Origin of the sequence: Proteus sp. fly-1089 (assembly GCF_040138965.1) — a bacterium.
Lineage (GTDB): Bacteria > Pseudomonadota > Gammaproteobacteria > Enterobacterales > Enterobacteriaceae > Proteus > Proteus vulgaris_B.
The window spans coordinates 41,417-66,404 of record NZ_JBEETS010000008.1 but is presented as its reverse complement, the minus strand read 5'-3'; the positions used below and the strand labels follow the sequence as shown (position 1 = coordinate 66,404).

Annotated in this window: 22 protein-coding genes; 14 read left to right on the top strand and 8 right to left on the bottom strand. The window is 36.8% G+C overall.

Features of this window, described 5'->3' with window-relative positions; translation table 11 throughout:
• Positions 1–69: 69 nt before the first annotated feature.
• The 5 genes from ABN080_RS15755 (at position 70) to ABN080_RS15735 (ending at position 2,898) form a co-directional block, all read left to right on the top strand.
• A complete protein-coding gene (locus ABN080_RS15755) occupies positions 70–327 on the top strand; it encodes a helix-turn-helix domain-containing protein (RefSeq protein WP_072070485.1) in 258 nt (85 codons plus the stop codon).
• 388 nt (positions 328–715) lie between these two features.
• Complete coding sequence (locus ABN080_RS15750) at positions 716–1,177, top strand: DUF1097 domain-containing protein (RefSeq protein WP_109373355.1); 462 nt, start codon at positions 716–718, stop codon at positions 1,175–1,177.
• Positions 1,178–1,484: 307 nt separating this feature from the next.
• Positions 1,485–2,414 (top strand): metallophosphoesterase, encoded by a 930-nt coding sequence (locus tag ABN080_RS15745; protein ID WP_349439577.1) that lies wholly within the window; start codon positions 1,485–1,487, stop codon positions 2,412–2,414.
• A gap of 22 nt (positions 2,415–2,436) precedes the next feature.
• Positions 2,437–2,631: a hypothetical protein gene (locus ABN080_RS15740; RefSeq protein ID WP_349439576.1), complete on the top strand. Its 195-nt coding sequence runs from the start codon at positions 2,437–2,439 to the stop codon at positions 2,629–2,631.
• A 93-nt stretch (positions 2,632–2,724) separates the two neighbouring features.
• Positions 2,725–2,898 carry a hypothetical protein gene (locus tag ABN080_RS15735; RefSeq protein WP_349439574.1) on the top strand — a complete coding sequence of 58 codons (174 nt, stop codon included), beginning with the start codon at positions 2,725–2,727 and terminating at the stop codon, positions 2,896–2,898.
• Between the two features lie 60 nt (positions 2,899–2,958).
• On the opposite strand, the gene ABN080_RS15730 is transcribed toward ABN080_RS15735, so the two are convergent.
• The 6 genes from ABN080_RS15730 to ABN080_RS15705 all read right to left on the bottom strand — a co-directional run bounded on the left by ABN080_RS15730 (position 2,959) and on the right by ABN080_RS15705 (position 10,519).
• Entirely contained in the window at positions 2,959–3,753 is a 795-nt protein-coding gene (locus tag ABN080_RS15730) for a TonB family protein (protein ID WP_349439573.1), read from the bottom strand.
• Positions 3,754–3,780: 27 nt separating this feature from the next.
• Positions 3,781–5,772, bottom strand: coding sequence for a TonB-dependent receptor (locus tag ABN080_RS15725; RefSeq protein WP_349441483.1), 1,992 nt, complete (start codon positions 5,770–5,772; stop codon positions 3,781–3,783).
• Positions 5,773–5,972: 200 nt separating this feature from the next.
• On the bottom strand, positions 5,973–6,812 hold the full coding sequence (locus tag ABN080_RS15720) for a TonB-dependent receptor plug domain-containing protein (RefSeq protein ID WP_349441482.1): 840 nt from the start codon (positions 6,810–6,812) through the stop codon (positions 5,973–5,975).
• Positions 6,813–6,853: 41 nt separating this feature from the next.
• Positions 6,854–8,197: a surface lipoprotein assembly modifier gene (locus tag ABN080_RS15715; protein ID WP_349441481.1), complete on the bottom strand. Its 1,344-nt coding sequence runs from the start codon at positions 8,195–8,197 to the stop codon at positions 6,854–6,856.
• Positions 8,198–8,402: 205 nt separating this feature from the next.
• Positions 8,403–9,203: a Slam-dependent surface lipoprotein gene (locus ABN080_RS15710; RefSeq protein WP_349441480.1), complete on the bottom strand. Its 801-nt coding sequence runs from the start codon at positions 9,201–9,203 to the stop codon at positions 8,403–8,405.
• A 425-nt stretch (positions 9,204–9,628) separates the two neighbouring features.
• Entirely contained in the window at positions 9,629–10,519 is an 891-nt protein-coding gene (locus tag ABN080_RS15705) for a LysR family transcriptional regulator (RefSeq protein WP_340894458.1), read from the bottom strand.
• 295 nt (positions 10,520–10,814) lie between these two features.
• On the opposite strand from ABN080_RS15705, the gene umoA reads away from it, so the two are divergent.
• Together umoA and ABN080_RS15695 are read left to right on the top strand one after the other, a co-directional pair.
• The gene (umoA, locus tag ABN080_RS15700; protein ID WP_115351331.1) at positions 10,815–11,351 is read left to right on the top strand and encodes a UmoA family flagellar biogenesis regulator; all 537 of its coding nucleotides are present in this window, start codon (positions 10,815–10,817) and stop codon (positions 11,349–11,351) included.
• 250 nt (positions 11,352–11,601) lie between these two features.
• Positions 11,602–12,465 (top strand): ATP-grasp fold amidoligase family protein, encoded by an 864-nt coding sequence (locus ABN080_RS15695; protein ID WP_196554657.1) that lies wholly within the window; start codon positions 11,602–11,604, stop codon positions 12,463–12,465.
• Positions 12,466–12,540: 75 nt separating this feature from the next.
• Here the strand turns inward: ABN080_RS15695 and fdhD are convergent, their stop codons facing one another.
• A complete protein-coding gene (fdhD, locus tag ABN080_RS15690) occupies positions 12,541–13,371 on the bottom strand; it encodes a formate dehydrogenase accessory sulfurtransferase FdhD (protein WP_072070493.1) in 831 nt (276 codons plus the stop codon).
• 178 nt (positions 13,372–13,549) lie between these two features.
• Between fdhD and fdnG the strand changes: the two genes are divergently transcribed.
• From fdnG to ABN080_RS15655, 7 genes are all read left to right on the top strand, one after another.
• Positions 13,550–16,597, top strand: a complete 3,048-nt coding sequence (fdnG, locus tag ABN080_RS15685; protein ID WP_349441479.1) for a formate dehydrogenase-N subunit alpha — start codon at positions 13,550–13,552, stop codon at positions 16,595–16,597.
• An 11-nt stretch (positions 16,598–16,608) separates the two neighbouring features.
• Positions 16,609–17,547 carry a formate dehydrogenase subunit beta gene (fdxH, locus tag ABN080_RS15680; protein WP_036933457.1) on the top strand — a complete coding sequence of 313 codons (939 nt, stop codon included), beginning with the start codon at positions 16,609–16,611 and terminating at the stop codon, positions 17,545–17,547.
• Positions 17,544–18,200, top strand: coding sequence for a formate dehydrogenase cytochrome b556 subunit (gene fdoI / locus ABN080_RS15675; protein WP_072070496.1), 657 nt, complete (start codon positions 17,544–17,546; stop codon positions 18,198–18,200). The genes fdxH and fdoI overlap by 4 nt, the downstream gene beginning before the upstream one ends.
• A 207-nt stretch (positions 18,201–18,407) precedes the next feature.
• Positions 18,408–19,328 (top strand): formate dehydrogenase accessory protein FdhE, encoded by a 921-nt coding sequence (gene fdhE, locus ABN080_RS15670; protein WP_196554660.1) that lies wholly within the window; start codon positions 18,408–18,410, stop codon positions 19,326–19,328.
• A gap of 15 nt (positions 19,329–19,343) precedes the next feature.
• A complete protein-coding gene (gene selA, locus ABN080_RS15665) occupies positions 19,344–20,735 on the top strand; it encodes an L-seryl-tRNA(Sec) selenium transferase (RefSeq protein ID WP_349441478.1) in 1,392 nt (463 codons plus the stop codon).
• Positions 20,732–22,594 carry a selenocysteine-specific translation elongation factor gene (gene selB / locus ABN080_RS15660; protein ID WP_349441477.1) on the top strand — a complete coding sequence of 621 codons (1,863 nt, stop codon included), beginning with the start codon at positions 20,732–20,734 and terminating at the stop codon, positions 22,592–22,594. Before selA ends, selB begins: the two co-directional genes overlap by 4 nt.
• A gap of 108 nt (positions 22,595–22,702) precedes the next feature.
• Positions 22,703–24,352: an LTA synthase family protein gene (locus ABN080_RS15655; protein ID WP_349441476.1), complete on the top strand. Its 1,650-nt coding sequence runs from the start codon at positions 22,703–22,705 to the stop codon at positions 24,350–24,352.
• A gap of 122 nt (positions 24,353–24,474) precedes the next feature.
• Here the strand turns inward: ABN080_RS15655 and ABN080_RS15650 are convergent, their stop codons facing one another.
• Entirely contained in the window at positions 24,475–24,903 is a 429-nt protein-coding gene (locus ABN080_RS15650) for a TOBE domain-containing protein (protein ID WP_227336217.1), read from the bottom strand.
• Between the last annotated feature and the right edge of the window lie 85 nt (positions 24,904–24,988).

The following is a 24,988-nucleotide window of genomic DNA, read 5'->3' as shown; positions in this document are numbered from 1 at the left end:
CAGGTAAAATCAGATTTACACGCTATAACCGGTATATTAGATATTAACGCCTATAACCGGTAGTAGATGATGATTATAATTAACGCCTATCAACTCAGCGTACATCTAAAGGATGTCCGATTAACAAAAAAGCTTTCTCAAGGTAAAGTTGCCCAAAAAGTGGGAATTCGACAAGACACCGTGTCTAATTTTGAACTTAACCCTAATTCCACCAAGCTAGAAACCTTTTTCAAACTGCTCTCCGCACTCAATTTAGAAATGGAAATTCATCCTAAAGATGCTAAAAATAATTTAGCACACAAAAGTGAATGGAAAGAGGAGTGGTAAATGACGAGCCTTGATGTGTATATGAATGAATATTATGTGGGCATTTTTACCAAAAAAAGTTCAGGTGCGCATTCATTCCAATATGCTGAAGAGTTACTTATCTTTTTTTATTTTCTATATTATTTAATACTCTTTTTAATTAAACGATTAACAATAAATATCAAATAATGTATCTCATTATTTTCTATTTAATCATAGATTAAATAACGCAAACGTTTACTTTCTCTTCTTTATTTTTTTCTAATAAAAATAGATTTTAAATATCGCATAAATACGCATCTTAATTATGCTTTTTAATGATCTAAATATAGTAAATCAACTAATGATAATGCTAAACTTCGTTTTTAGTTAACTGGGTAAATATCCCCCTTATATTTAAGAGTCTATCGTGAGAACGCTTTACTTTACTGCACTGACAACAGGCATTCTTTCTGCCATTTGGGCATTTGTTGCTAATCAATTTGACTTATTAAGCTGGGCTGGCTTTTTAGGTTGTACCGCCTATTTTGCTTATCCTAAAGAGGGTATTAAAGGATTAGCCGTTACTATGGCAACCATTATGAGTGGTGTAATTTGGGCATTAGCGATTATTTATGGTAGCCAAGTCTTTAGTGATATATCTATTTTTGGGTATGCAGTAACAGGTGTTATTGCCTTTGTGATGTGTATTCAAGCTAAAAGTGCATTACTTGCTTATATCCCCGGCACATTTATTGGGGCATGTACAATATTTGCAGCACAAGGGGATTTAGCTCAAACCATCCCTTCATTAATCGTTGGTGTTTTATTTGGTTATTCGATGAAAATGAGTGGGCTTTGGGTTGCCAATAAATGGCCGAAAACAGCGTAATTTATTTATGCTAACACAAATCTAAAAGCGGTGTTTAGTCATGCTAAAGCCGCTTTTTTATCTCCTCAAAAGACATTATCTAAAATCAATCTAAGGTATATCCATAAGCGCTAATATTGATATTTTAAATTAATTTAATTAGAAGATAATTTATATTTAAAAAATCACATATTTGGCATTTAAAATGATAAAAATAAAGACATTTGTTATTAAAATTATAATTAACTAACAATATTTAATATTGTGTTTATTTTAAATTTCCGTCAAAAAATAAAGGGAGAAAAACACATTTAAAAGGAAATTAATTATGAGTGCAACACAATCAACAAACTACAATATTATCGTGATGTCAGACCCTCAGCCTTGGAGGCTAGACTTAGATAATAATGATCCTAATGATGATCAATCTCGTTGGGAATCAACGATAAAAAAAGTAAGGGATAGTATTCAATTATTACACCATGAAAAATCTTTTGTTTTTGGCATTATTAATGGTGATTTGACGGAGTTTGGTCGCCGTTATCAACGTGAAAGTTTTCGTTCTTTTTTTGCCCCTTCCCCCTTAGGGTTTATTACTTATGTTGGTCTTGGTAATCACGATTATCAAAATAACGTGGGTGATTGCTCCGAACCCAATAATTCTGATTTAAGTATGAATGCTTGTGCACGAGGCATGGTATTTGATATGCATTATCGTATTGAAGAATACCGTGGTTATTCGACTTCAGGTAATTTTAGATATGACAGTAGCGAATATTCAGGCAGTAAAGCGTATTCGTGGGAATATGGCGATATTCATTTTGTCCAATTACAAAATTATCCCACTTATCATGTCGTACTCGACCACTGGGCAGCATCAACCATTAATGTGACAGACTCTATTGATTGGTTAGAAAAAGATTTAATCCAAGCACGGAATCGCAATAAAACTATTATTTTAAACTTTCATGATGGTCACCAACATTTTCCTGAAAACTCCTCACAAGAAGAACTCTCATTCTTTAAATATATGCTTGAGCATTATGGCGTGAAAGCGGTTTTCGTCGGCCATACGCATTATGTTGGGCAAGATAACCGTTATGGTGGTAGTGAAATATTTGGTGATGTTCCCGTTTATAACAGTGGCGCTTTATTTAAAGGGGATTACTTATCTGTTGGAGTTAATGGCTCACAACTCTCTATTGCTGTTTATAACGGACTATCAGGACAACCTCAATTAATCGAACAATGGAACTAATTTTAAACAAGGAGCGTTTGTTATGTATTTAAACCCATTAAAAGTCGCCATTAGTCCTTCATCACTACCCGCAACACAGCCATTAATCTGTATCGACTACCAAGAACTCCAAGAAGGTATGTTGGATATGATTAACCGCAACAGTAATGTCTTACCCACCATTGTAGATAAATTCAATGAGCAAGATCCTTTAAATGCCCCCATGATTGTAGGGTAAACCGTCATCGGGCATATTATTGGCTTAATCCCTGTTGTCGGTGGTGCATTATCAAAAATCACCTCCGCGCTCTTTGGTTTGGTGAATAAAAATATGAAAGATAGTTCGTTAGCTAATCATCCAGTAACAAATAACAAAGCCTATTTTCGTACTTATCAGCTTGAATTAGACTATTTATTCATACGTGAAAACGAATCCAATCTTTATTTTTATTTACACTTTTCTAAACCTGATACGGTATTAGCGGATATTACTGTGCTGTTTTAGCCATCAATTCTAATAAAAACACCTAAGTCAAAATCACACTTAGGTGTTTTCGTTAGCTCATTAATTTAATTGAAAATCTAATGCAACAATTAAAGGGTTCAATAGGCTTTCGGGTTTAGGGCCAATGGGTTTTACGCGTTTAACCGCCGCAATGGCCGCATTATCAAGAGAAGAAATACCTGAAGTACTTTCTATCTCAACCCTTGAAATTGTACCTTCTGATGTTAGTGAAAAACTCACCACTACCTGGCCTTCATGCTGCATGCGACGAGCTTGTGATGGATAACGTTTATGGCGCTCTATCTCTCGACGCAGTGAACTAATATAGTGATTATCAGATTCACCTTGCCCTATTCCTTTCTCACTTAACGCATGACTCCTTCCCGCTAATGAGCTTGCCGTATGTTGCGTTAAGCTTTCTGCCGAGGCTTCTGAAGCCGTTTGCGCTATTTGGCTTTCTACATCACGCTGTTTTATTGGCTCTACTTTTTCTTGTATCACCTGTTTTTTTACTGGTGTAATTGGTTTTATAGGTATGGGCTTTTCCCTTATTTTTTCAGGTGGTTTTTTTTGTACCTCAACAAACGCCCCTTTTTCTGAACTCGGTAAAACAATAGCGCTCTCTTGAGGCTCAATTTTTTCAATAGGCTCAGGCACCACTGTAGATTGCTGGGGGGGTGAAAATACCACTTGATAAACAGATAATGTATTCTCTTGTTGCTGATGAATATGGTGTGCACTTTCTGTCATAGAAAGTGAACGTAACACCCAACTTAATATGGCGATATAAACTAACGATATACCTATTAACCAGTAATAAATATTAAGCGGATGCCTGACAGAAAGTGCCAACATAAATAAAAGCTCCTTACTCTCTTTTAATTAAAATTGTGCAGTCACACCTAATCGGAACGTTCTTCCGGGTGCAGGCATACCTGATCGCGTTAGTGGATCAATATAATATTCGTTTAATAAATTACTGCCCGTTATTTCAAACGATAAATTAGGGCTATATTGATAGTTAATATAAGCATCAACGGTAAAGACTTTTGCCCAACGCATCGGGTTATTATTTTGACCGTACATTTCTCTTGGTAATTTTTCTTTTAGCCATTTTTCATCTTTATTTTCTACTTCTGATGAATAGAGCCAACGGCTACCTATTTCTAATTTATTATCTAACCAACGAGTTCCTAAATGTAAATTAACCGAATATTTAGGCTGAATAGAAGTACGTAAAAAACCTCCCGGATAACCGCCCGTCATACACTCTTTAATACCCAAGAAACCAAAGGGATCATAGTGACTAAAAGCATTTTTATCGCATACCTTATTTTTATGACTATAAACAAGCGCGGTATCCATAAAAATAAAACCGTTATCAAAGCGCGCTTGAACTTCTAGCCCCTCTAATATTTGCTTTTCAAATTGCCTAATTTGCCAATTCGCATCTCTATCAAACACATTTTCGATATTGGTATAAAAATAATTTATTTTAATATCGGCATGGCGCTCGACATTAAGCCAATCGGTCAAATCAAACACAACCCCAAACTCTGTACTTTTCGCACGCTCGGGTTTTAATTTAAAACCATAATAACGGGCTTTAGAGCCTGAAAACCCGCTAGTATCTTCAAATAAATTAGGTAATCGTAGCTGCTCAGTATAACGCCCATAAAAACGCAATATATCACTGGCATACACCGTTGCAGACACGAGTGGTGAAAATGCCCCATGCTGATAGCTGGGTTCAGATTCAAAATTATCTTTATCATCATCAAGATAAATAGAAATTGGTTTTGTCACGCCCATTTCATATTTATTAACTAATTTACCTGTAATAGGATCGGGCACTTTTTCATTGATATCAGCATAACCACTTAAGAACATATTGTTACTTTTAGATAATTCGCCATTTTCGTCATAAAGTATGACGGTATGTTCCGTGACCATAAGGCGTTTTTGAGACGATTTTATGTTGAGATTTCCTTGTTCATCATGAAGAAAGTCATCTTGCATCATATCAATCTGAATTCTTCTAACTTCATTACTATTAATAATCTTTTCTTTTATTTCAGGTGATAATTTTTCATATTCAGGATAAATAAATTTAGACTGTTGAAACTCTCGCACTTTTTTATATATTTCTGGATAACGTCGATAATTTTTAATCTCTTCAGGTAACGTTTCTACATCTATCCGATTAATGGCTCGATATAATATATACTCCTCCGCGGTTAGTGTACGTCGATAAGGAAGAATAAAACCTCTTATTGGCGGTGATTTTTCATAACCTTTTACGTTATTACGCCGCTTATTATTTAAAAAAGTATCTGTTAAATGATAATAATGATATTTCCCACCCGCGGTAATGGCTAACCAAGACAGTGGCTTCCAATCTGTGGAAAGAGCTAAATTAATTTCATGACGTTGCCCTGCTCGCCCAGCGGTAACAAAATCAAAACCTGTAGGTAATTCCAATTCATCACTATCTAATTTCTCAAATTGATAATAACTGGAAAATGCAATAGAAAATTGCGGTGATAATTTAAATATCGAGGATATATCAATACCATAACGATTATTCTCTTGATAAAGAGAAGAAGTATCAATAAACCCAGTTTCATAACTGAGATTCCATTGTGTATTTCTACTAGAAAACGAGTCAACTTGTTTTGGCTCCCTTGGTTTTCCTCCTCGCGTATTAGTATGACCCGTAGTTAAATTGCCCCATAACCGTAACAGTAAATCTGTTTTTTTATCTTCGGGTTTATATTGATAGGTTAATATGCCTGCTTGTTGTGTAATATTCCCCAGAGGCCACTGGTTGACTAAATTTTTATCATAACGAACCCAACTTAAACGTGATGGCATAATATCGCCAAACAATAAGTCAGTGTATCGATAGTTAATCGAAAAACGGTGCGTTGATTCAGGAAATAATGTTCCTTTGACTAAAAGAGATCGACTACGATTAGAGGTATTCGGTACTTCATTATTTGGGCGATAAATATGAGCAATAAAAGGTAAATAAGGATCAAAGTTTTTTGTCCCATCTCTGACATGAACCGATTCTAATAAGTCTTCATTATCCTCACTATATTTTTTGGCATTCCTTTTTCTCGCAGTGCATAAGCAAATAGTAAATTAAACTTTTCTTCTTCAAAACCTAACCCAAGACGAAATGAATAATCTTTAAAGTTTTCTAATTTGCTTTTTTGAGGGGTTATTTCTAAAGCAGGATCAATAATGTAAGCATGTTGCTGGTAAAACGTTGGATAATAGCGGTAATCTTCAATCATATTTGTATAAACTTCTTTATACCGTGTTGCGTTATTACTGATATCTCCTTTAAAATTAATCCCAAAAGAATCACCAATAGGGACAATATCTCGGATATCTAAGGTTTTTACTGCAATACCACCACCAATACCTGTTTTCATATCAGGGGTTAATGAAGGGCCTTTTTCAATATAGATACTGCTAATCAGATTAGAATCAATATAGTTACGATTAGAAGCACCACTGTAACCACGATACACAGTAATTGCCTGCTCTGTGCCATCCACCGTAACAGGAATTCGCCCTTGCCCTTGAATACCCCGAATATTCGGATCAAGCGCCCCACCATTACGCGCTTCACCACTGTAAACACCAATGGCACTTTTGAGTAAATCAGCAGGAGAGACACCTTGATAACGCTCTAATAGCTCTTTGCCTAAATAAACATTAGAGACGTCTTTCTCATAAACTTGTGAATAACCTTCGGTATCTTTTTCTTTATTATCAGAAATCTGAATATGACCAAGATCGGTTTTATCTTCTTTGGCTTGCAGATAAAAGCAAGGAGAAATTAGCGATAGAGAAACGAAGATTGAAACAATTTTCCGCTTTCTAAAAAGCATTACATGCATTGTTTTACCTATTCAATTAATAAAGGAAGTAACTTATTTAATTAAAATTGTTTTTCTAATTTAAATAATACTTCATGTTGCTGATATTGATATAACCAATCCACATTGCTTAATCTTCGGGTATAACGGAATTCTATTACAGGGTAAAACCCTAAAATAACATTTGATTTATTTTTAATATTGGTTGTGAAAATAAAGCTATTATCTTTTCTTCTCTTTTTTAATAAAGGATTATAATTATTAAAATATTTAAATTGATACTGTAAAAAAAAAGAGATATTCCAACTTACTGACAATGGATAATAAACGCCTATTTTTATACCATACAGCTGATAATTTAATAAAGTGTTTTTTTTACGATCCAACTGATAATTTAATTGATTAACTAACTGCATTCTATTATTAAAATAATAGTTATGGTTAGCATTATAACTAAGTTGATGAGAATTTAAATTATTTAAAACTTTTTGATATTTTTTTATTTTATAATCAAAACTTAAATTAATAGTTTGCTTTTTATTAATTAAATAAGAAAATTGTGTTTCACTTCCCCATGATTGATATTCATATTGAGCTTGTGATTTTTTTATTTCGTAATAAGGTGTCATTGACCATTGATATTGATTTTTTTGATAGCGATAACCCAGTTGTGTATATAACGCAAGAAAATTAGCGTTACGGTAAGAGTGATAATCAATATATCGTACATAAGTATAAGAAGAGAAAGTATGGTAAGAATAAATAATAAACGGTTGATAAAAAGAAAAATAATGAGCAAAACCTGTTGATGCAATGGGTTTGACACCTCTTAGCGTAATTTTTCTTTGAGTAGATTGAGAGACAATTTGTTCTGCTAAGTAAGGTGCTTGATTAATATTATCATCATAAAAAAAGCTAAATTGATAGAAACGCTGACCTTGAAAATAAGAGGCTAACTTAACCCTATAAAATTCAATAGATTTGGAAATATTTTTAGGTAAATCAACAATATTACTTAATTGATTGAGTTGCTGTTGTGCTTTTTTATATTCTCTCAAATAAAAATAAAGCTGAATTAATCCTGTTTGCGCTGGGATAAAATCAGCTTTTTGTTTAAGTTGTTGCTGATAATAAAATTCTGCGTTTAAAAAGTCCCCCTTTGCTTGAGCTAAAAGCGCATTAGCGTAATCAATTAAGAGTGTTTCATGTAAAGGTAATAGTTGATAATCCAGTAGTAGTTCTTCAGCCTTTTTCCACTGCTGTTGCTGTAAAGCACTATAAAGTTGTTGCCCTATTTGGGCAACGTGATGCTGAGGTGAAGAATAGGAGAATAAAACGGAATTATTTTCTTTGGCGCTTAGTTTTAATGGAATGAATAACACACTGATAATAAAAAATAATTCCATTCGTTTTTGATAATAACACATGGTATATCCTTATAATAAAAATCGACCTATTCCTTAAGGTAGATTTATTTTTGATAAAAAAAAACAGATAACCCTATACCTGATTATCTGTTGCTAACATTTAGCATAATGACCACTAATACCACTTCTAAAGAATTAACCGATTGTATTACCAAACAAATTTATAATATTATTTTTGAAAAAATTAAGAAGCATCCGTGCTTGCTGTCGTTTCTTCATTTCCACTGCTATCTTTCGTACCACCGAAACCAATATCTTTTGTATGGTCTGAACTGAACACGACAATACCCGCTAATACATCTGCGCTTTCACCAAAGAAGGCACCTTCAACAACCCCTGATGTTGTGCCCTCTTTGGCATCCGCAGAAAACGTCACTTGGTTATTGGCGGTATAAAGATTTCCACCTTCTAACTGAACTGTACGTTGACTATTCGCCAATGAACCTTCAATTTTCTTTTGTGAAAAATTAACATCAAACGTACCTGAAAGTAGATTACTACCACTGTATTGGCTAATACCTGTTACCGTATAAGTCGCGCTGTCTGTCGGTAGTGTGGTTGTGACATCTTTACCGACATAATAGGTTTGATGTGTCGCATCTGTTGCTGATGTTGTTTTTGCCCAGTCACCATAATAAACATTCGCGTCCGTCACTTTTGCAAAGTGAAAAACGCCCATATTACTGTGGCTTGCAGGGGAGTTAGCATTAGGTTGAATAGTATAAATTCCATTACTGTCTGCTCCACCACTCATCATGGGTGATGTTAACGAAGCAAAGCTAAGTTTTGCACCATTTCCAATACTTTTGATCCCAACACCAGGTTCTCCACCGGCTGATTGATGAGAACCTCGATTCACTGCATCACTTGCACCTACAACCATCGTTGTTAAAACACCACTTTGATTAGAGTGAATTTCAGCTTGTACCGCATGTGTACCCATTAATACGAATAACGCATAAGTTATTTTATTCAGTTTTTTCATAATAATTTCCATATTATTCATGTGAGGATGTGGTTACTTATTATAAATAAAATAATAAGTAACCACTTACAGAGGTATTTATATTTTTATCTTTCCAACTTCACTTGCGAATATAAAGCTTGCTGTGTTGTCGGTGAACTATATTAAATAAATCTCTTTTATTGTAAATAACTCTTTTTAATAACAATGATTTTAATTAGCCTTATTTATGTCATGGAGATATATTTAATATTATGTTTTAATTTAACTTTTTATTAAAACACATTAAAATGTCATTATTATTCCATGTTGTTTTTTGTGAACAATCTCGCAATTAATTAAATTACTTTGTTATAAAACTAATTAATATTTATTAGGTGTTTTATATTTACCATAAGCAATACATTGAGAATGTAATCATTAATTAAATTAAAAAATTTTTTCATTTATTTTAATTTATTTATTTCCTCAGGAATTATTTTTATAAAGACATCACGATCTTTATTTTGAATATTATTATTCCAAATAACACCTATTTCCCATTGTGTGTACAAACCAGACAGTGGCAACAAAGTGACTTTTTGTTTGTCACAAATAAGTTCTGCATTTTTAGGTACTAATGCCATTCCTAATCCCGCGGCAACTAACGCCAGCTGTGTTTGAATATCTTGTGATTGTTGTAATACACGAGGCTTTATTTGATGATGCTTTAAAAAGGCATGGATTTGTTGATATAGTTTTTTTCCTTTCTCAGGAGCCAACTGAATAAGCCCAAGCGTATTAAAGTAGTGTAATGGATCATCATCAGCCTCTAACACCATAATAGTTTGCGTGGGAATTGCTAACATCAATCGCTCTTGTACTAATGGAATGCCTTTTAGTGGCTCAGAAATAGGCAAACGTGAAAAAGCTAAATCCAATTCACCTAAAAGTACTTTATCTTCCATTATATTAGAGGGCATATCATCAATATGAACCGTAATATCTGGATAATCTTGCTTAAATTTAGCCAATAAAGGGGTGATAAAGCTTAATGATGACAAGCCAAACCCAGCATAAAGCTCGATCTTTTGAGGCTCAATTAATTGGCGAGCCTGTTTTTCTAAAAGACGAACTTCTCTTAATACTGATTGACATTGATTGAGTAAATATTGCCCTTCTAGGGTAAGTTTTGCACCTTGGCGCCCACGTTGAAAAAGAGTAATACCCAATTGAGATTCTAATGTTTTTATTTGTTTAGTGAGTGCAGGCTGACTAATACAAAGCTTTAATGATGCTTCACCAAAATGTTCAGTTTCAGCCAGTACAGCAAATGCGTTCAATAAACGAGTGTCCATGATTAATCATTAATCCTACATAGTTTTTACTTTTATTATCCTATCATAAAATAAATAAATAAAATTAATAACCAAGACCAACAACCTGATAAATAAAATATTCTAGCTTTCTTTGAGATTATTCCCTCACTATAAAAACGTATTTTTTGCTCCAGCTACAATTCCTTATTTTTTCTTTTAGATAACCATTTAGAATCGATAAGCGTTACAGCAAGAAATAACCCAGTTCTACATCTCTTTTTCACGGAATGGATACCTTATTTTCTGGCATCATAATGGCAATAAAGGAGTATTTATGTTTGCTAAGTTCCTATTTATAATTCTTTCATTATTAGGATCCTCTTTTTCCTGTTTTGCAGGAAATGGACTGGTGGACAGAACATGGAATGCCACAGGGCTTGATACACAAAGCTATCGACAAGCATTAAGACAACCTACGGCAAGCTCTCGATATACTCTTTTTAATATCACACCAGATATGCCTGTTCCTGGTGGTACAAACCCCTCTGATCATCAAGGTATTCGTTATATTGCAATGAAATATGGCCCTTATGGTCAACCTGAACACTATAAAACCTACCAAATTATGTTTTCTCATTATTCAAATAGCAGTACAAAAAAAATTCGCTATTTAGGTGAACTATATACCGTTGTCGGTGATATCTATTTAATCGATCCTTTTGCAACAACCAATGAATGGCAACGCGGGCGTAGCCAAATCGTTGAAGAATATTATGAAATATTAGATGCTCACGGAAATAGAACTGGCAAAGGATTACGCTTTAATAACTGGGACAAACCTATTCATATAACTAAATGGTCATCAAATTAATATAATCTTAATCAATATTCTATTTTGTTAATTCTCTCTTAATGTCGTTATTCTTTCTTTTATTAAAATAGAGACTTTAAATATTAACTCACGTTAATACATTCTAAATTTATATAAATAAAAAATATAAAAAAATCAATAACTGACATTATTCTCTTAATTTACATTTAATTATTTCTCTATATAGAAGTTTAATTCAAAGAAAAGTTATTTTTTATTTTACTTATCTATTTCAAATAACCGTTAGCTTATGAAAATCATAGAATATTATTTCAAACAGTTTAGAACTATCGCATTGCCAGATCGTGTGTATTTAAAAAATAAGTTTATTCGTAACTTAGGTTATCAACCAAATTTTAAAATACCAACATCACTAAATGAAAAAATCAATGCACGCATGCTATTCGATAGAAATCCAATTTATACGCGCTTAGCAGATAAGATTAGAGTGAGAGACTATGTGATAGATAAAATAGGCCCATCTTATCTTGTTCCTATTATTAAAATTTATTCACACCCTGATGAAATAGATATTTCTCAACTTCCTTCACGCTTTGTATTGAAATGCAATCATGACAGTGGAAGCACAGTGATATGCCTTGATAAATCAACCTTTGATTTTGAAAAAGCAAAGAAAAAACTTCATTTTCATTTAAAGCGTAACCTCTATCCGGTCACTCGTGAATGGCATTATAAAAATATCAAAGCTCAAATCATCTGTGAAGAATATATTGATTTATTTGATACAAAAAATCCAATGATACCAACAACTTGTCGTCTTCACTGTTTTAATGGTCAGCCTCATTATGCCGAGATTGATATCTCTGACACCAAAGGAAATGAGTATATAAATGTGTATGACACAAATTGGCAGTTACAACCCATCACATTAGAAGATCCCAACACACCAGAACCTGTTGAAAAACCTACTCAATTTGAAAACATGTTGCAATTAGCCGCTAAAATGGCAAATGGCTTTAATTATTGCCGAGTTGATTTTTTAATGTCTGAAAATAAGCTCATCTTTAGCGAAATGACCTTTACCCCAAATGCAGGACGTATTCCCATCAAACCTAAAGAGTGGGACTACAAATTAGGGGCATTGTGGTCATAAATAAAGTGAAAGATCAAATAGGTGTAATGCAAGAATATATAGTTATTACACCTATTTTAATGTGTTTCATGTTCATTAGTCAGTTAGTCGTTGTGGATGAGTAAACACCGTTGCTCTTCCGCGACGACAAAAGCCCACCAGCGTCACATTATATTTATTCGCAACTTCGACCGCTAAAGAGGTTGCCGCAGAAACAGCAAATAAAATTTCCGCACCACACATCGCGGCTTTTTGTACCATTTCATAGCTTGCTCGGCTTGAAACTAATACCGCACCTTCACTCCACTGCTCTTGTGCTTTCATACCTAAAAGCTTATCCAATGCAACGTGACGACCAACATCTTCACAGCCACCTTGCATTTCACCCTCTGGTGATAACCAAACAGCCGCATGAGTACAGCCAGTTAATTCACCAATTTCTTGAACGGTTGTCATCTGCTCTAAGGCTTTATCAAGATTTGAAAGTGAAAATGTTTGTGTAAAAGGTAACGGTGTAATAGGTCGGAAAATCTCTTCAAGTTGTTCTGTCCCACAAATCCCACAGCCTGTACGCCCAGTCATATTGCGACGACGTTCTTTTAAGCCCATAAAACGGCGGCTTGATAATTCAACTTGAACTTCAATGCCTCCGTGACAACTTTCCACAATTTCGATACTGCGAATTTCATTAGAAGACTCTATAATGCCTTCGGATAAAGAAAATCCGACAGCAAACAACTCTAAATTTTTAGGGCTTGCCATCATAACAACGTGAGAAATTCCGTTGTACACTAATGCAACAGGAACTTCGAGTGCAATATAATCGTCTTCTTGTCTGTTAAGAGATCCTTTGTGTTGCACAATTGTTTGATCTACGCCAATGATTACACGTTTAGTTAACAATTTTGTCGATTTTGTTTCATCCATAAGATGAATTCCTAAATTTATTAATACATAATAACAATACGGGTAAAACGATTTTACACTACCTATCAGGCAATGAACCTGATCCTATTAAGGATAATAGGAATAAAAAAACAATCAGCTCCATTTTCGTGAAGAAAATCAGAGTCAGTAAAAGCAATGTATGATGAGGAGAGACCCCATGCAGGTCAGCAGAAGACAGTTCTTTAAGATCTGTGCTGGCGGTATGGCAGGTACTACAGCGGCGGCGCTCGGTTTTGCACCAGCAGTTGCGCTAGCAGGCTCGCGTCAGTATAAATTACTGAGAGCCCGCGAAACCCGCAATACCTGTACGTACTGTTCTGTCGGTTGTGGACTATTAATGTATAGTCTGGGCGATGGCGCGAAAAACGCAAAAGAAACAATATTCCATATTGAAGGTGACTCAGACCATCCAGTAAACCGCGGTGCATTATGCCCTAAAGGTGCTGGTCTTGTGGATTTCATCCACAGTGAAGGTCGCTTAAAACACCCAGAATACCGTGCACCCGGCTCGGATAAATGGGTAAAACTTTCATGGGAAGAAACATTTGATCGTATTGCGCGCTTAATCAAAAAAGACCGCGATGCCAACTTCCAGAAACTCAATAAAGAGGGTGTCGAAGTCAACCGTTGGTTAACAACCGGTATGCTTTGCGCCTCTGCAGCAAGCAATGAAACTGGGTTTTTAACTCAGAAATTCTCAAGAGCTCTTGGGATGCTAGCTGTCGATAACCAAGCGCGTGTCTGACACGGACCAACGGTAGCAAGTCTTGCTCCAACATTTGGTCGCGGTGCGATGACCAACCACTGGGTTGATATGAAAAACGCCAACCTTATCGTCGTTATGGGCGGTAATGCGGCAGAAGCACACCCTGTGGGATTCCGCTGGGCGATGGAAGCTAAAATCCATAATAACGCCAAGCTCATTGTTATTGATCCTCGCTTCACCCGTACTGCGGCTGTTGCGGATTTCTATACGCCTATCCGTTCTGGTACTGATATTACGTTCTTATCGGGCGTTATCTTATATCTGCTCGAAAATAAGAAATATCAAAAAGAATACGTTGAGGCTTATACCAATGCTAGCTTGATTGTCCGTGAAGACTATCACTTTGATGATGGTTTATTCAGCGGATATGATGCAGAAAAACGTCAATATGATAAAACCACTTGGAACTACGAGATGGATGAAAATGGTTTCGCAAAACGCGACACCACATTACAACATCCTCGTTGTGTCTGGAATCTGTTAAAAGAACACGTTAGCCGTTACACGCCTGATGTGGTTACTCAGATTTGTGGTACACCAAAAGAAGATTTCTTAAAAGTCTGTGAATATATTGCTGAAACAGCAGCGAAAGATAAAACAGCATCTTTCCTATATGCATTAGGCTGGACTCAACATACTGTTGGTGCTCAAAATATTCGTACCATGGCAATGATCCAATTACTGTTAGGTAATATGGGTATGGCTGGTGGCGGTGTTAACGCACTACGTGGTCACTCCAATATTCAAGGCTTAACTGACCTCGGTCTATTATCTCAAAGCTTACCAGGCTATATGACTCTGCCTTCTGAAAAGCAGACTTCATTAGAAACCTACTTAGCTGCGAATACGCCAAAAGCGACGGTACCAGGACAAGTTAACTACTGGGGTAATTATCCTAAATTCTTCGTCAGTATGATGAAGACATTCTATGGTGATAATGCTCAACGCGATAATGATTGGGGCTTCTCACTGTTACCTAAGTGGGACAAACCTTACGACGTTCTACAATACTTCGAGATGATGGATAAAGGTGAAGTCAACGGCTATATCTGCCAAGGCTTTAACCCAGTTGCCTCATTCCCGAATAAGAACAAGGTTATTCGTTCATTATCAAAACTGAAATTCCTTATCACAATGGATCCGCTAAATACTGAAACTTCGTGTTTCTGGCAGAACCACGGTGAAGAGAATGACGTTAAAACAGAAGATATTCAAACTGAAGTCTTCCGTTTACCAACAACCTGTTTCGCAGAAGAAGACGGCTCTATCGTTAACTCTGGTCGCTGGTTACAGTGGCACTGGAAAGGGGGAGATGCCCCTGGTATTGCTATCCCTGATGCTGAGATTTTATCAGGTATTTTCCATCGTTTACGCCAACTCTATAGAGAAGAAGGCGGTGCGATGCCAGAGCAGGTGTTGAATATGACTTGGGATTACTTTGATCCTGATAATCCAACATCCGCAGAAGTTGCACAAGAAAGTAATGGTAGAGCATTAGTCGATTTAAAAGATGCTGATGGCAATATCATTCTGAAAAAAGGTCAACTGCTTAGCTCGTTCGCTCAGTTACGTGATGATGGTACCACAGCAAGTGGCTGTTGGATCTTCGCTGGTAGCTGGACAGAGAAAGGCAACCAAATGGCTAACCGTGATAACTCCGATCCATCAGGATTGGGTAATACATTAGGTTGGGCATGGGCATGGCCTCTTAACCGTCGCATTATTTATAACCGAGCATCGGCAGACCCACAAGGTCAACCATGGGATCCTAAACGTAAGTTAATCGAATGGGATGGTAGCAAATGGACAGGTATTGATGTACCTGACTATAGCAACGCTGCACCAGGTTCTGATGTTGGTCCATTTATTATGCAGCCGGAAGGTATGGGACGCCTGTTTGCTATCGATAAGATGGCAGAAGGTCCATTCCCTGAGCACTATGAGCCAATTGAAACACCATTGGGTACTAATCCACTGCATCCAAATGTGGTTTCAAACCCAGCAGCGCGTATTTTTAAAGATGACTGGAAAGATATGGGTAAAGCAGAAGATTTCCCATATGTCGGTACAACTTATCGTCTGACAGAACATTTCCACTTCTGGACTAAACACGCGCGCTTGAATGCGATTATTCAGCCACAACAATTTATTGAAATTGGTGAGCGTTTAGCCGCAGAAAAAGGCATTGTTCAAGGCGATACCGTAAAAGTCAGCTCAAAACGTGGTTATATCAAAGCCAAAGCTGTGGTGACTAAGCGTATTAGAACCCTTGATGTGGATGGACGCAAAGTAGATACCATTGGTATTCCTATCCACTGGGGCTTTGAAGGTGTTGCAGTCAAAGGCTTTATTGCTAATACGTTAACGCCATTTGTTGGTGATGCAAATACACAAACGCCTGAATTTAAAGCGTTCCTTGTTAATGTGGAAAAGGTGTAAGGAGATAAATTATGTCACTGCAATCCCAAGACATTATTCGTCGCTCTGCCACCAATTCTCTTACTCCCGCACCTCATGTGCGGGATTACAAGGAAGAAGTGGCAAAACTTATCGACGTAACGACCTGTATCGGCTGTAAAGCCTGTCAGGTGGCTTGTTCTGAGTGGAACGATATTCGCGATAAAATTGGCACTAACGTTGGTGTTTACGATAACCCAACTGACTTAACGGCAAAATCATGGACAGTGATGCGCTTCTCTGAAGTTGAAGAGAATGGCAAGCTGGAATGGTTGATCCGTAAAGACGGTTGTATGCACTGTGCTGACCCGGGCTGTTTAAAAGCATGCCCAGCAGAAGGTGCCATCATTCAATACGCTAATGGTATTGTTGATTTCCAATCAGAACACTGTATTGGTTGTGGTTATTGTATTGCTGGTTGTCCTTTTGACGTGCCTCGCATTAATGAAGAAGATAACCGTGCTTACAAATGTACGTTATGTGTTGACCGTGTTGAAGTCGGCCAAGAGCCTGCATGTGTGAAAACGTGCCCAACAGGCGCGATTCATTTTGGCTCGAAAGAAGCCATGATCAATCTTGCAAGCGAACGCGTTTCAGAACTGCAAACTCGTGGTTACGACAATGCTGGTCTTTACGATCCACAAGGTGTGGGTGGTACACACGTGATGTATGTTCTCCATCATGCTGACAAACCAAACCTGTATCATGGTTTACCAGAAAACCCAGAAATTAGCTCAACGGTTAAATTCTGGAAAGGTATCTGGAAACCATTAGCCGCAGTTGGTTTTGCCGCAACCTTCGCGGGTGCAATTTTCCATTATTTAGGTGTCGGTCCAAATCGTACAACTGAAGAAGATGAAGAAGAAGCGCTCAAAGAGATGGAAGCATCTTCTAAAACACAGACCTCTGTGAATAAGGAGGAGCAGAAATGATGAAGAAGAAAGGCGATAAAATTCTTCGCCATACCGCTTCTGAGCGTATTAACCATTGGTTAGTAGTGATTGTATTTCTGTTTACTGCTATCAGCGGATTGGGTTTCTTCTTCCCATCTCTGAACTGGTTCATGAATATTTTAGGTACACCAGAACTGTCGCGTTTGTTACACCCATTCGTGGGTAGCGTGATGGCGTTCCTCTTTCTCTTTATGTTCTTCAGATATCTGAAGCACAACTTTATTGATAAAGATGACTTAGTCTGGGCTAAAAATATTCATAAAGTACTGCAAAATGAAGAAGCTGGCGATATTGGCCACTACAACTTAGGTCAGAAGGGTATTTACTGGACATTAAGTATCAGCCTGATCTTACTAACAGTCAGTGGTGTTATCATTTGGCGTCCTTATTTCGCAGAATATTTCTCGATCCCAGTGATTCGAATTGCCTTATTAGTTCACTCATTATCAGCAATCTTACTGATAATCACCGTATTTGTTCATGCTTATGCGGCGTTCTGGGTGAAAGGTTCAATTCGTAGCATGATTGAAGGCTGGGTAACTCGTGGTTGGGCTAAAAAGCACCACCCTCGTTGGTATCGTGAAATTCTCGAAGAAGAGAAAAAAGAAGCCGAAAAGCAGTCACAGAAATAATGACCTAAAGTGTATTTCTGAACAAACGGAGGCTTGTGAGCCTCCGTTTTTTATTCAATTTACGTCTGATTTTAAGGCGTAAAAAAACAATAAAATCACGCTATTATTACCCACTGTCATGGCTTCGTGTCTGTATTTGATTTATTCTGAAGCCAAACCCTGTGGGTATTCACTATAAAATTTAAGATAATAGGAAGATAGAACGTTATGAGTATTCGCATCGTTCCTAAAGAGCAATTAGGTAAAGAACAATCAGAAAAAGGTATTAGTTTCATTCCACCAGTATTATTCCCTAATCTGAAAAACCTTTATCAACGTCGTGCTGAACGTTTTCAATCACTTGCAAAAGATAATCCTTTTGCAAACTACCTTGAATTTGCAGCTGAAATTGCTAAAGCTCAAGAAAAAGCACTCCATGACAATCCATTAATCATTGATCTTGCACCACTTCTCACACAGCAAGCAGGTGTTGCACCTTTAGATAAAAAAACATTCAAACGTAGTAAACATTGGCATGCTTTATTAGCCTCGATTATTGCTGAATTACGTCCGGTTGTACCTGAAAGTGTCACTATCACATTAGAAAACCTGTCTAAAGCTTCTGAAACTGAATTAGAAGAGATGGCGACAGCATTACTTAATGATGAGTATTCAAAAGTACCTGCGGATAAATCGGTCTTTATTTGGTCTGCATTATCCCTTTATTGGGCACAATTGGCCTCTAATATTCCAGGTAAAGCAAAAACAGAATATGGTGAAAATCGCCAATTCTGTCCTGTTTGTAACAGTATGCCAGTTACAAGCATGGTACAAATCGGAACAACACAAGGCTTACGCTATTTACATTGTAATTTATGTGAAACCGAGTGGCATGTTGTGCGTATTAAATGCACCAACTGTGAGTTAACGGGTAAACTAAATTACTGGTCATTAGACAGTGAAAATGCTCCGGTTAAAGCAGAAAGCTGTGGTGATTGTGGAAGCTATCTGAAAATTTTATATCAAGAAAAAGATGCCAATGTTGATGCTGTCGCTGATGATTTAGCGTCTATTGTTCTTGATGCAAAAATGGAAGAAGAAGGATTTGCTCGTAGTAGCATTAACCCATTCCTGTTCCCAAATGAATAATAATTAGGTACTAGTATGACAAATGATACGCGCTCACTTTACAGCCAGCTACCGTCTATTGATAAGTTGCTGCATCAAGAAGAAATTCAGATTTTAGTTGCTTCTTATGGTCAGACATTTATTACTGAGCATTTACGAAAGTTACAAGAAGAAGCGCGTATCATTATTCGCCAAGATAATGGCCTACCTACATGGTATAACCAGTGGGCGAATGAATTACAAAATCGCATTACATTACAACAAAAATCGTTAATTAAACCTGTTTTCAATTTAACAGGAACGGTTTTACACACCAATTTAGGTCGAGCATTAATGGCTGAATCGGCTATCGAAGCCGTTAGCCAAGTTATGCGCTCTCCTGCAACCTTAGAATATTCTCTCGATGGTGCCTCAAGAGGACACCGTGATCGCGCTATCGCAGACTTGTTATGTGAATTAACGGGGGCTGAAGATGCCTGTATTGTTAATAACAATGCAGCCGCTGTTTTATTGATGCTTGCAACCGTAGCACCAAATAAAGAAGTCGTGGTTTCTCGTGGTGAATTAGTGGAAATTGGTGGTGCTTTTCGTATCCCCGATGTGATGACACAAGCAGGTTGCACACTTAAAGAAGTGGGTACAACAAACCGCACTCATCTTAAAGATTATCGTAACGCCATTAATGAAAATACGGGATTGCTGATGAAAGTTCATACCAGCAATTACGCTATTCAAGGTTTTACCGCAGAAGTTCATGGTGAAGAATTAGCGGCTTTAGGTAAAGAGATGAATTTACCTACTGCTATCGATTTAGGCAGCGGTTCAATGACTAACTTAGCTGCTTTAGGTTTACCTTCAGAGCCCATGCCTCAAGATTATCTACAACAAGGTATCGATCTTGTTACCTTCTCTGGTGATAAATTATTAGGTGGCCCTCAGGCGGGAATAATCTTAGGTAAAAAAACATGGATTGAAGCTATTCAGCGCCACCCTTTAAAGCGTGCATTACGTGTTGATAAAATGACATTAGCAGCATTAGGCGCCACATTGCGCCTTTATCAGCAACCAGAAAAAATGGTAGTTGAAATTCCGACATTACGTTTGTTAACTAGGACACAAACAGAAATTCATGACATGGCGCAACGGTTATTGCCTCATTTTCAGGCATATTATGGGGAAAATTACCATATCACGATATCCTCATGTGCGTCTCAAATAGGCAGTGGTTCGTTACCTATTGAAAGTTTACCGAGTGCAGCGCTTACCTTTGAAGCAAAAGATGGAAAAGGTAGCCAGTTAGATACATTAGCCGCACTTTGGCGTAATTTAGAAAAGCCCATTATCGGTCGAATTACTGATGGTCGCCTGTGGCTTGATCTGCGCTGCCTTGAGGATGAAAATGCATTAACACAGGCACTTTTACTATGATTTTTGCGACAGCAGGTCACGTAGACCACGGAAAAACCACACTTATACAAGCCATCACTGGGGTAGATACAACCCATTTACCCGAAGAGAAAAAACGAGGTATGACCATAGATTTAGGTTATGCCTATTGGCGTCAAGATGACGGAACGTCTATCGGTTTTGTCGATGTGCCCGGTCATGAAAAATTTCTTTCTAACATGCTTGCTGGTGTTGGTGGGATCTCTCATGCACTGTTAATTGTGGCTTGTGACGATGGTGTTATGGCTCAAACCATTGAACATATTTCTATTTTACGTCTTGCTGGTTGCCCTCAAGTTACCGTAATTCTGACTAAAGCAGATCGTGTTACGCCTGAACGAATTGAAGAAGTTCGATCACAAATAATTGATGTATTGGCCAATTTAAGCTGGCAACAACCTGTTATTTTTGTCACCTCAGCACCTTCTAATGAAGGGATACCCGCGCTTCGTGACTATCTTGTTAATCTTCATCAACAAGAGCAACAACACCCTCAATGGCATAAACGCTTTCGCTTAGCGATAGACCGCGTTTTTAGTATTAAAGGGGCTGGGTTAGTAGTTACGGGTACTGCCCTCGCTGGGCAAATAGCCATTGGTGATACTTTTTGGCTAACAGGTGCTGATAAACCAGTAAGGATCAGAGCGTTACACGCACAAAATCAACCTGTAGAAAGTGCTGGAGCCGGTCATCGTATTGCCATTAATATCACTGGAGATGTCAGTAAAGATAGTGTCTCTCGTGGCGATTGGTTGCTCTCTCAAGAACCTAACTATCAAGCTCATAAAGTCTTAGTCAGTTTAATCGCTGATGAACCTTTAAAGCATTGGCAGCCTGTACATATTCATCATGGTACTCGCCATATTACAGGCCGTGTTGCGCTCTTAAATAATACTAACGAAACACCTCAATTAGCTGAACTTATTCTTGATGAACCACTTTGGCTGGTGGATAACGACAGACTTATTTTACGTGATATTAGTGCTCAACGTACATTAGCCGCAGCGAAAGTCTTACATTTGCATTCGCCACGTAGAGGTAAACGACAAAGTGAGTTCTTAGCTTGGCTACATCAACTTGATAATGCTGATAGTGTTAGTGCCAATTTAGCGTTATGTTTACCAAAAGGTGAATTATCTCTAAATCAGTTTGCTTGGGCTCAGCAATTAACTGAAAGTGCACTCACTCAGCTACTAAAAACATTTGACCTAATTAACGTTGCTGGCGTTATTCTTTCTAAAGAAAATGCTGATAATGCAAAACAAAAATTACTCAATACACTTGAGGAATATCACCAACAACATAATGATCAAATGGGAGTCGGACGTTCACGTTTAAAACGAATGGCGCTACCAACTTATCATGATGAGTTGGTTTATCACCTAATTGATCAATTACGAAAAGAGGGTGCTATTAGCCAAAGTCGGGGCTGGCTTCATCTCCCAACCCATGGCCTTGCTTTTTCGCCAGAACAAGAGTCGTTATGGCGATATGCTAAAGTCTATTTTGAGCAATCTGAACCTTGGTGGGTACGTGATCTTGCAAATGAAATGAAAAAGGATGAAAAAGAAATTCGTTCATTATTACGCAAGGCCGCACAGTTAGGTTTAATTATCCCAATTATTGCTGATCGCTACTATACCCATGCATCTATAGAGAAATTTGCCTCCATTATTGTGAAATATAATGAGAGTAATGGCAGTGTCACCGCAGCGGATTTTCGTGATGAATTATCTGTAGGACGTAAATTAGCAGTACAAATCCTAGAATATTTTGACCGTACAGGTTTTACACGGCGCAAAAAAGATCTTCATATTTTACGAGACAAAGGGCTATTCTAAATAAAGAATATAATTAGACTGAATCATCTATTCAGTCTAATTAATATTATCACCTACAATAGTAGTAAAATTTAAATCCTATTCTTTATGGCTATACTCGGAAGAGATATGAAAAAACTATTAGGAAGTGCTTACCTTGCACTTATTCTTATTGGCTCTCTGTTTATTGTTTTTGAAAAAACGAGTCTTATTTATACAGCCCTACTCTCTGTGAGTGCTTATTTTATTCTTTTTTCTCTTTTCTTTATTTTATCAGGACGTGTTTTATTTTCGATCATTACAACTGGTACACTTTTCCTGATCACTAAGTTTATTAACCAACTTAAAGTCCATTATTACAAAGAGACATTAATGTTCTCTGATTTTGATTTAGCCTTTGACAGTTCAAATTTAGGGACATTAGGACATTATTGGGAAGCCGGTGTGGCATTGGTTGCAATGCTAATATGGCTTCTTATTAATATGTTGATTGCTTGGCGTTTTTCCAAAAAATCACGCCTAACATTACGTGTAAGTAGCTTACTGCTAATGGTTGTTGGTGTCATTACCATCCATTTTACTGTTGAAAAGTGGCAAGTTGAATGGGAAGGTACATTACCTGGTGGCCGAGGTACCGTTACTAATTTGATTATGTCCGGTTACCAAACTACATATCACCCCCCTTATTTTAAAGAAAGTGCTGACTATTTCCTTGAAAAAGCAAATAAAACGGCATTACCTGAGACACAAACTGAAATAAAGCCCGATATCATCATTTTATTACAAGAATCGACGGTTAATCCCTCCATTTATCAATTTGATAAAGATCTCGCATTACCTGATTTATTTATGTTCCAAAAAGATGAAGGTGTGAGTGCTCAAAGCCCTTTACGAGTACAAACCTTTGGTGGTGGTACTTGGCTTTCTGAGTTTTCCATCTTAACAGGATTAAATACTGACGATTTTGGTGCCCGTAAGAACTCGGTATTCTATTTTGTTGTCGATAATCTGAATGAAAGTTTATTTCGCCAACTCAAAGCTGAAGGCTATTACACGGTTTTACTCACCCCATTTAATCGCAGTGCTTATCATGCTGGTTATGCTTATGAGCAAATGGGAGTTGATGAAATTATCCAACCTCAAGAGTTAGGTTATCCTGGACATTTGGAAGAAAATCTTTGGAAAATATCAACACAAGATATGCTAGGTTATATCGAAGAAGTTCTTAAAAAACGAACAGATAAGCCTTTGTTTATATTTTCATTAACGATGTACGAGCATGGCCCTTATGATGAATCTCATACTGATGACTATCAAATTACAGGTCAAACAAAAAGCAGTAATGCGCCGGGTAAATTTAGCCACTATATGGAAAAAATAATTACCAGTGATCCGGCAATTAAAGATTTTTCCAATTTTGTCGCCCAAAGAGAAAAACCGACAATGTTTCTTTATTTTGGTGATCATCAACCTAATATTGAGTTAAATAATTACCAGTCACCATTTACTAACCCCGCACATATCACTCAATTCACATTGAGAGACAACCTAACGCAAGGTGCATCACTTTCAACGGGTGAGTTAACTGATATTAGCTTCTTAGGTGGCATGATACTGGAGCGCGCACGTTTACCATTATCACCTTTCTATAAAGCCAATATTCAAATGCGACACTTATGTGAAGGTAAATTAAATGACTGTGAAGACGAAAAATTAATTAATAGTTATAAAAATTATATTTACGACAAATTGAAAGTTGCAGGTGTCGCTGATGATTAATTTTTGTCACTTAAATAATGGATGATCGGGATTATAAATCTGATTAATATCAACGAAAAAGAGGCTAGTTATCTAGCCTCTTTTTTTATCTTAAAACTGATTATCCAAAATATTGGATACTATTATTTACGTGTTGCAACAATCACACTAGATGCTTTCACTAATGCTAAAACATCACTGCCTTTTGCCAATTTCATTTCTTGTAAGCTTTCATTTGTAATAACCGCAGTCAGCTCTAAGCCTTTTGCTGTTTCTAAATGCACCGTTGAATTTACAGCGCCTTGTGCGATTTGAGTCACTTTTCCTGCAAACTGATTACGTGCAGAAAAATTCAAACCACAATCAGGTAGCGCTAAAACAACCCATGGTGCTTTAATAATGGCGATTGCCTCACCATCTTTTTTGATCTTTAAACTATCACAGCTCTCTTTAGTGATAATTGTGGCCAGTTTTTCACCATGCGCTAACGATAAAATAACTTCGCTATTAACGGCACCTTCAATAATATCAATAACTTTACCAACTAACTGATTGCGTGCTGAAACTTTCATTTATCCACCTCTATTATTGATGAGAAATTATATAAATAACACTATCAAGTCATTGAGGTAATTTTATCATAAATGCCATTAAATA

Excerpts from the sequence above, each read along its gene's own strand:
- ABN080_RS15755 (WP_072070485.1), top strand. The coding sequence starts at position 70 with ATGATTATAATTAACGCCTATCAACTCAGCGTACATCTAAAGGATGTC.
- ABN080_RS15745 (WP_349439577.1), top strand. The coding sequence starts at position 1,485 with ATGAGTGCAACACAATCAACAAACTACAATATTATCGTGATGTCAGAC.
- ABN080_RS15740 (WP_349439576.1), top strand. The coding sequence starts at position 2,437 with ATGTATTTAAACCCATTAAAAGTCGCCATTAGTCCTTCATCACTACCC.
- ABN080_RS15735 (WP_349439574.1), top strand. The coding sequence starts at position 2,725 with ATGAAAGATAGTTCGTTAGCTAATCATCCAGTAACAAATAACAAAGCC.
- ABN080_RS15730 (WP_349439573.1), bottom strand. The coding sequence starts at position 3,753 with ATGTTGGCACTTTCTGTCAGGCATCCGCTTAATATTTATTACTGGTTA.
- ABN080_RS15725 (WP_349441483.1), bottom strand. The coding sequence starts at position 5,772 with ATGCCATCACGTTTAAGTTGGGTTCGTTATGATAAAAATTTAGTCAAC.
- ABN080_RS15720 (WP_349441482.1), bottom strand. The coding sequence starts at position 6,812 with ATGCATGTAATGCTTTTTAGAAAGCGGAAAATTGTTTCAATCTTCGTT.
- ABN080_RS15715 (WP_349441481.1), bottom strand. The coding sequence starts at position 8,197 with ATGGAATTATTTTTTATTATCAGTGTGTTATTCATTCCATTAAAACTA.
- ABN080_RS15710 (WP_349441480.1), bottom strand. The coding sequence starts at position 9,203 with ATGAAAAAACTGAATAAAATAACTTATGCGTTATTCGTATTAATGGGT.
- ABN080_RS15705 (WP_340894458.1), bottom strand. The coding sequence starts at position 10,519 with ATGGACACTCGTTTATTGAACGCATTTGCTGTACTGGCTGAAACTGAA.
- umoA (WP_115351331.1), top strand. The coding sequence starts at position 10,815 with ATGTTTGCTAAGTTCCTATTTATAATTCTTTCATTATTAGGATCCTCT.
- ABN080_RS15695 (WP_196554657.1), top strand. The coding sequence starts at position 11,602 with ATGAAAATCATAGAATATTATTTCAAACAGTTTAGAACTATCGCATTG.
- fdhD (WP_072070493.1), bottom strand. The coding sequence starts at position 13,371 with ATGGATGAAACAAAATCGACAAAATTGTTAACTAAACGTGTAATCATT.
- fdxH (WP_036933457.1), top strand. The coding sequence starts at position 16,609 with ATGTCACTGCAATCCCAAGACATTATTCGTCGCTCTGCCACCAATTCT.
- fdoI (WP_072070496.1), top strand. The coding sequence starts at position 17,544 with ATGATGAAGAAGAAAGGCGATAAAATTCTTCGCCATACCGCTTCTGAG.
- fdhE (WP_196554660.1), top strand. The coding sequence starts at position 18,408 with ATGAGTATTCGCATCGTTCCTAAAGAGCAATTAGGTAAAGAACAATCA.
- selA (WP_349441478.1), top strand. The coding sequence starts at position 19,344 with ATGACAAATGATACGCGCTCACTTTACAGCCAGCTACCGTCTATTGAT.
- selB (WP_349441477.1), top strand. The coding sequence starts at position 20,732 with ATGATTTTTGCGACAGCAGGTCACGTAGACCACGGAAAAACCACACTT.
- ABN080_RS15655 (WP_349441476.1), top strand. The coding sequence starts at position 22,703 with ATGAAAAAACTATTAGGAAGTGCTTACCTTGCACTTATTCTTATTGGC.
- ABN080_RS15650 (WP_227336217.1), bottom strand. The coding sequence starts at position 24,903 with ATGAAAGTTTCAGCACGCAATCAGTTAGTTGGTAAAGTTATTGATATT.